The organism is Actinocrinis sp. (assembly GCF_035605935.1).
Classification (GTDB): domain Bacteria; phylum Actinomycetota; class Actinomycetes; order Streptomycetales; family Catenulisporaceae; genus Actinocrinis.
Genome location: NZ_DATNGK010000116.1, coordinates 1 through 6,205 on the forward strand (window position 1 = coordinate 1; position 6,205 = coordinate 6,205).

Sequence of the window (6,205 nt, forward strand, 5' to 3'; positions counted from 1 at the left end):
CGACGTCCGACGGCACCCTGATCGCTGGAGCTACCAAGGCTGTGCTCCCCGCGCTGTGCTGGCTGCGTGGCCGGCCCTGTGCCGTGCGGCCCGCCGTCATCCCATTCGGTGCGGCCCGGGCCTGCTCGGGGCGAAAAGTCCGGCCGCGGTGACGAGGAGCGCGACGATTGCTGCGACGCCGCTGAAGGCGAGCACGCCGAGCGAGGCCGCGCAGGCCAGCGCCGCCGCGAGGCGCAGCCAGCCGTGCAGCACGCGGGCGGCGGCCGCCATCGAACCGACGTAGACGGTGAGGAATAGCGCGGTGGGCAGCGTGACCATGCGTGTGGTGTCCAAGAGCCCCAGGGCCTCGCCAGTCAACTCTACGAGCCCGGCAGCCGCGATAGCGAGGAAGAAGCCCCGCGTCCGGCTGCCGGTCTCGTCTGTTGCCGCATCGGCTTCTTCGTGCGTTGACGTCGCGTCGGCAGCGTGCCGCAAGTGGTTCACCAGCGCTGCCGCACCCGTCATGTATGCGTTTATCGCCGCTAGCGTCAGAAGCACTGCCGCGCTGGCCGCGATCCCGGGACCGGCCGCTCCGACCGCCGCGCGCAACAGGTCCGCCACAGGCGCCGGCCCGTCCGCCCGTGCGCCGAGCACTGCGACGACGCTCGCGGCGAGCGCGAGGTAGACCACGACCGTCACCGCGAACGCCGCCGCGGTAATCCGCGGCAGGCTCCGTGCCGGGTCGGCCAGCCGCCGGGTGAGCGGGGCGACCGCCTCCCAGCCGACGAAGGAGAGCATCAGCACCGAGGCCGCCCCGCCGATCGCCGTCCAGCCGTGCGGCGCGAAGGGCGTCCAGTGCGCCGCACGAGCCGCGGGAAGCGACCCGGCCACAGCGGTCACGATGACTGCTAGCAGCAATCCGACCAGCATCAGCTGCACCGCCGTACCGATCCGGGCACCCGCCAGCGTCAGCGCCGTGACGCAGGCCAGCAGCACGGCTGCGACCAGCGCGGTCATCATCCGGCCACCGCCGGTCAGGGCCGTGACGTACCCTGCGCCGATCATGCAGACCACCGGCGCGCCGAGTACCACCGCCGTTAGGAAGCTCCATCCCACCGCGCGTCCCGCGCGCACTCCCAGGCCGGCCGCCGCGTACGCGATCACCCCGCCGCCACCCGGCACCCGCGTGCCCAGCGCGGTGAAGACCAGCGCGAAGAGCCCAGAGACCAGCAGCAGCCCAGCCCAGGCCAGCACCGAGGCGGGCCCGGCGATCCCGGCGGCCAGCCCCGGCAGCAGCAGAAGCCCAGGACCGAGCAGCGCGCCGACATACAGCGCGACGCCGCGCATGGTCGACAACGAATGCGAGGGTGCGACCGCGGCCCCGGCCGTTTCCGGATAGGTGTCGACGCTCGTCCGCGTGCTTTTCAGCGTGCCTGTAGCCATGCGTCGATCGTTGCAAAAAACGCGGCGCACGCGATGGCAAGTTGCGCCGCTCTGTTTGCCCTTGGTGCAATATTCCATCAGAACTGCTGCTGAAGGTGACCGAACATGCCGAGCCCTGCTCTCGACTCGACCGATCTCGCCATTCTTGCCCGGCTCCAGCGGGACGGCCGGATCGCGAACGTGGACCTCGCCGAGGAGGTGTCCCTTTCGCCGTCCTCGTGCCTGCGCCGTACCAAGGCGCTGGAGGCCCAGGGCGTCATCGCCGGCTACCGCGCCGAACTCAGCCGCGAGCAACTGGGCCTCGGCCTGACCGTCTTCATGGAACTGACCGTCGACAGGCACTCGCGGCGCAGCTCCCGCGAGATCGAGGAGGGCCTGGCCGCCATCCCCGCCGTCGTGGCCGCCCACCTGGTCTCCGGCGACGCCGACTACTTCGTCGAAGCCGTCGTCCCCAGCCTCGCCGCCTACGAGGAGGTGCTGCTCGACCGCATCCTGGCCATCGGCCCGGTCACCGCCGCCCGCAGCATCTTCGCCCTGCGCACGGCGCTAAGCCGCGGCCCGCTCCCACTCGACCACCTTCGCTGACGGTTGCCGCAGGGTGGCCTGGTTGCTCGTTTGAACTGGTGTCATGGCTTGCTGACGGGCTGGTGGCGGTGAACCGGCGCAGGGAGGGGTGTCCAAGGCCGAGGTGCTGCCGGATCGTGCCGAGGAGTATGTCCGCGAATCCGATGTCGAGCTGCCTCACCCAATGCAGCCTGCGATCGACGCCAGCGCCGCGCTGACCACGAATCTTGCCTCGTCTGCCGCCTCAACCCGCCCCGATTTGATCGTGTGGGGCGAAAGCCTCCCGGGTGTGACCGAGCCGGTGGCCTCTTCGGTGCTGCGACGGCGCTCGTCGCCGCTGCGCGGATCCGGTATGGCGGTCTGTCGGGCAACGGAGGTCGCCTCGTCGTCGTCCGGGACTCCTCGGATGTGGTGTCTGGCCTGCATCGTTACGCGGCGCGCGATGGAGGGGAGCTTGGGGGAGCGGAGAGCGGTGTGATAGTCCGCAGTGCTGGTCTGCGCCCGCGTGGCGGGGAGCGGATCGGGGAGCACGACGCGGAGTGGGTGGCGCGGTCAACTGTGTTTAACTGCGCTCAACCGTTCGGGCTGCGAGTGACCGCGTAGTGCCATGCGGTGATAGGAGGCGGTCAGAACGCCTTGCTGAAAGCTGGTAAATGAACATTTATTTGTGAACACAGATCTGACACGGAGGCGCTCGCGCTGCGAGCTAATTTGGGCGCGATTGGCGCTGGTTGAACGCCGGTTGGCGCAGGTCGAGGTCGGGGCGCCTGTCGTCGAGGGTTTGTTTTCGCGCGGGTTGAATAGTCTCGTTTGTCCGGTGAACTCTTTGGTGCGGGGGGAAGGGGTCGTCGGCGCACATGGGGGGGATAAGAGGACGATGCCGGTGCGCTAGAGGTCAGCCGCAGCGGATCGGGGGCGTCGGGGCAGAACATCATGGAGCGTGTGGCCACGGTCGTGCCGGTGGAGTCTCGGATGGTCATCTCGATGAAACCGGGCAGCCCGTGCGGGACGTTCAGCAGCAGACTGGATGGCAGCCTTCTTTCTCGTGTGCCGCCTGATGCGGTTCGTAAGATCTGGTCTATCTCGACGGGCTTTGTGTAACGCGTGCGGGCGACCTGAAGCTCCAAGGGTGCGCCCAGTGAGGCGACCTGGGTGCCCGGGTTCATTTGCACGACTCCGCCGCGGCTGACAAGTGTCACGTCGTTCTGCGGGGCCACGAGTTTCACTTCGGGCCACACCGCGGGAGCGTCCGCCGAGACGGCGCGGCTCGGGCCAGATACCGCCGCGCTGAGCGCAACGGTGACGGCAAGGCATGACAAAATCGCGGAACGTCGCACGCTAGTAGCTCCTCCGTAGCGCCGCTGCCTGCGTCAGTGGGCTGCTTCGTGAATCCCGACGCCAGGTCACCACCGACCCGGTGCCCCGGCGCACGAAGCGCACCAGCCGCTTTCCCTCGTAGTCGTCGATCTCGCGAACCTGATGTGGGCCTTGAGGTATCCCGGCCCGAAGACTGACGCGGTGGCTACGACGCACTGCAGCGGCTCTACCCGGACGGTTCTACCTGGGGTCTGTCAATTTAATGGCCGATCATGGTGGTTTGAGATTTCGCTTGGCAGGCGCGCCAGGGCGCGTGACGATGGCGGTCGTGGACGAAGATTTGACCGCGTTCCTGCGAGCGACGTCGAACGCTGACGAGCACAACGTGGTCACGCTCCGATGCACCGCGCCGCCCGGCGTGGACGTCTTGTTGGAAAGTACGGTGCCCATGCTGGATGGGTTGCGGGCGGTCGTGGAGTTGTGTGCCGAGGCTGCGAATCGCGCTGCGACGCGATCGGGTGCGGACGGCGCCTTCGCGCTAGGCCGGCTGGCTGGTCTTGAGGAGGCGGTGAGACGACTCGCGTCGATCTTCGTACGGGCCCTGATCCACGCGATCGGGGCCTGGACCGGGGACCTGGAACAGCGATCCGCGCCCTTTGGCGTGGACTGCCACCGCGCCGCAGATACTCGCCAAGGTCCGCTTGGTGCAGACCAGGGTGCGGCAACTGGTCGACAACAGCGCCACGTGAGAACACACCGCTACGCGGCGGTGTGCTCACCGCGCGCCCGCACCCGCCGCGCGGGTAGCCGCAGAGATGCCAGCAGGCCAGGATGTCTGTGGTGACCTCGCATTCGGCAGCGGTGAGCCGCACCCGGCCGTTCTACGCCCGCCACGCACAGGCTTACGACCTGCTGATCACCGACCCGGTCGAGCCCTGGGTCGAGACACTGCACGAACGGCTCGTGCGCGCGGGTCGGCCCGCGGCCTTGGTGCTGGACGCCGGCTGCGGCACCGGCCGACATGCCGCCGCCCTGACCACACTCGGGCACCACGTCGACCTGGCCGACGCCGCCGAGGACCTGCTGCGCCAAGCCGCCGCCCGCTGCCCTCGAGCGCGCACCTTCCACGCTGACCTGTGCGCCCTTGACCTCGGATTGCAATATCAGGCTGTGACCTGCCGCGGCGTCCTGAACGACATGCTCACCGACACCGACCGCGACGCCGTGCTGCGCTGCTTCGCCGCCAGCCTGCGCACAGGCGGCCTGCTGTTCCTGGACGTGCGCGAAGAACACGGATCACGCGACCGCGCGGACGCCACGCCACGACACCAGAGCGTGCAACTCGACCCGGACACGCACCTGGACTTCACCAGCACGGTCACCTGGAACGCCGGACTGCTCCACGTCCACGAGCAGTACACCCTGCGCTGCGGGCAGCAGCTCGCACACGAGTCGACCTACGACTTCGCCATGCGCCCCTGGACCCAGGACGAACTGGTCCAACGCCTGACCGCCGCAGGCTTCCACGACATCGAGACCAGGCCCGGAGTCGGGCGCAAGACCCCCGACCGACTGCTCGTCATCGCCACGCGCTCACAGCACGCAGCCGAACCCACCCAGCCCGGACAGTAAGACAACGGAATCACGCGACACTGGCAGCGCCGCGCCGGCATCGAAGGCACCATGAACCAAGCCGCGAACACCGTCGGACTAGGCGAAGCGCGGCATCGCGGTATCGAGAAAATCGAACTCGAACACTACTTCGGCCACCGCGATCAACATCACCAGACTCGATGCCTGCTTCACCCAACGACCACTCGACCGCACACGCGGCAGCCCACTGATTTGACTCCACGCCGCGACAAGGATTGACCAGCAGCATCGTACGACGTCGGTTGAGGGCGCCCGGCGAAGCACAATCCGCCGATGGGCGTGCTGAACGCCGGGTCCTGCTTGCCGTGGAGGTGTCGCGAGTTCGAACTCGGTAAGCTTTCCCGACTGAGTCAGGGATGAGATTCGGTCCGACCAGACGGAAGGGGGCGATGTCGGTGCCAGACCTCGTCGAAACACTGGCCGCCGAGGGCGGAAAGGACCTGGTCCAGGCGCTTGTCGCCGGGCTTGTCCACTTGGCCGGCAAAATCCCGGCGCTCTGGCGGCACGCCGGCCGGGATACCGAGAAGCAGATGGCCGAAGAGCTGGAACTCGCCGCCGCCAAGCTGAGTGCGACCGGCCCGGACCACGACTGGACCGTGATGAAGGCGCAGCTCGAGTGGGAGACCAGACTGCGTGACCTGCTTCGCCGCTACCCGCAGGTTAAGCCCGAGCTGGAAGACCTGCTGAGCGAGCTGCGGCGGGGACTGCCGGCCGCCGTTCGGGAGTCCCAGAACATCATCGGCAACAACGCCCCGGCATATGGCGTGATGAACGGCAACATGATCAACCATTACCACGACGGCGGCCGGCGGTTGCCGGATCCGCCGCAGGAAGGCGGCGAGCCGGACAAGCTGCCGTGACGATGGACGAGCGCGGGGCGGCGCTGCAGGTCGTGCAGGCCGTGGCTGGCCACGCCTATGGCGCGATCGGTGCGGACATCCACGTTTTCAGCAACGGCGCCCCGGTCTATCTGCTGTTCGAACACGGCCGGACGGCCGGTGCCGACCCGCGGTGGCTGCGCGCGCAGCCGAGCAGGATGCTGGACGCGCGGTCCGAAGTGGTCGACTTCACCGGCCGCGACGTCGAACTCGAGTCGCTGGCCGATTGGCGGGACGCCGACTCCCGCTTCGCAGTGCGCTGGCTGCACGGCGAAGGCGGCCAGGGCAAGACCCGGCTGGCCGCCGAGTTCGCCGCATTGTCGCAGGCGGCCGGATGGAAGGCGGTGGACGCCGTGCACGGCACGGACACC

The 6,205-nt window shown here is 68.5% G+C and carries 5 protein-coding genes and 1 pseudogene; 5 read left to right on the forward strand and 1 reads right to left on the reverse strand.

All coding sequences use genetic code 11. The annotated features are described in order from the left end of the window. Window positions 1-96: 96 nt before the first annotated feature. Window positions 97-1,422 carry an APC family permease gene (locus tag VN779_RS10145; protein WP_325722211.1) on the reverse strand — a complete coding sequence of 442 codons (1,326 nt, stop codon included), beginning with the start codon at window positions 1,420-1,422 and terminating at the stop codon, window positions 97-99. Between the two features lie 105 nt (window positions 1,423-1,527). Between VN779_RS10145 and VN779_RS10150 the strand changes: the two genes are divergently transcribed. The 5 genes and pseudogenes from VN779_RS10150 to VN779_RS10170 all read left to right on the forward strand — a co-directional run. Then, on the forward strand, window positions 1,528-2,007 hold the full coding sequence (locus VN779_RS10150; RefSeq protein WP_325722212.1) for an Lrp/AsnC family transcriptional regulator: 480 nt from the start codon (window positions 1,528-1,530) through the stop codon (window positions 2,005-2,007). Between the two features lie 88 nt (window positions 2,008-2,095). Then, on the forward strand, window positions 2,096-2,464 hold the full coding sequence (locus VN779_RS10155) for a hypothetical protein (protein WP_325722213.1): 369 nt from the start codon (window positions 2,096-2,098) through the stop codon (window positions 2,462-2,464). A 1,670-nt stretch (window positions 2,465-4,134) separates the two neighbouring features. Beyond that, entirely contained in the window at window positions 4,135-4,935 is an 801-nt protein-coding gene (locus tag VN779_RS10160; protein ID WP_325722214.1) for a class I SAM-dependent methyltransferase, read from the forward strand. 410 nt (window positions 4,936-5,345) lie between these two features. Beyond that, window positions 5,346-5,816, forward strand: coding sequence for a hypothetical protein (locus tag VN779_RS10165; RefSeq protein ID WP_325722215.1), 471 nt, complete (start codon window positions 5,346-5,348; stop codon window positions 5,814-5,816). Between the two features lie 2 nt (window positions 5,817-5,818). Continuing rightward, window positions 5,819-6,205: pseudogene (locus VN779_RS10170) on the forward strand (hypothetical protein); the annotation flags it as partial.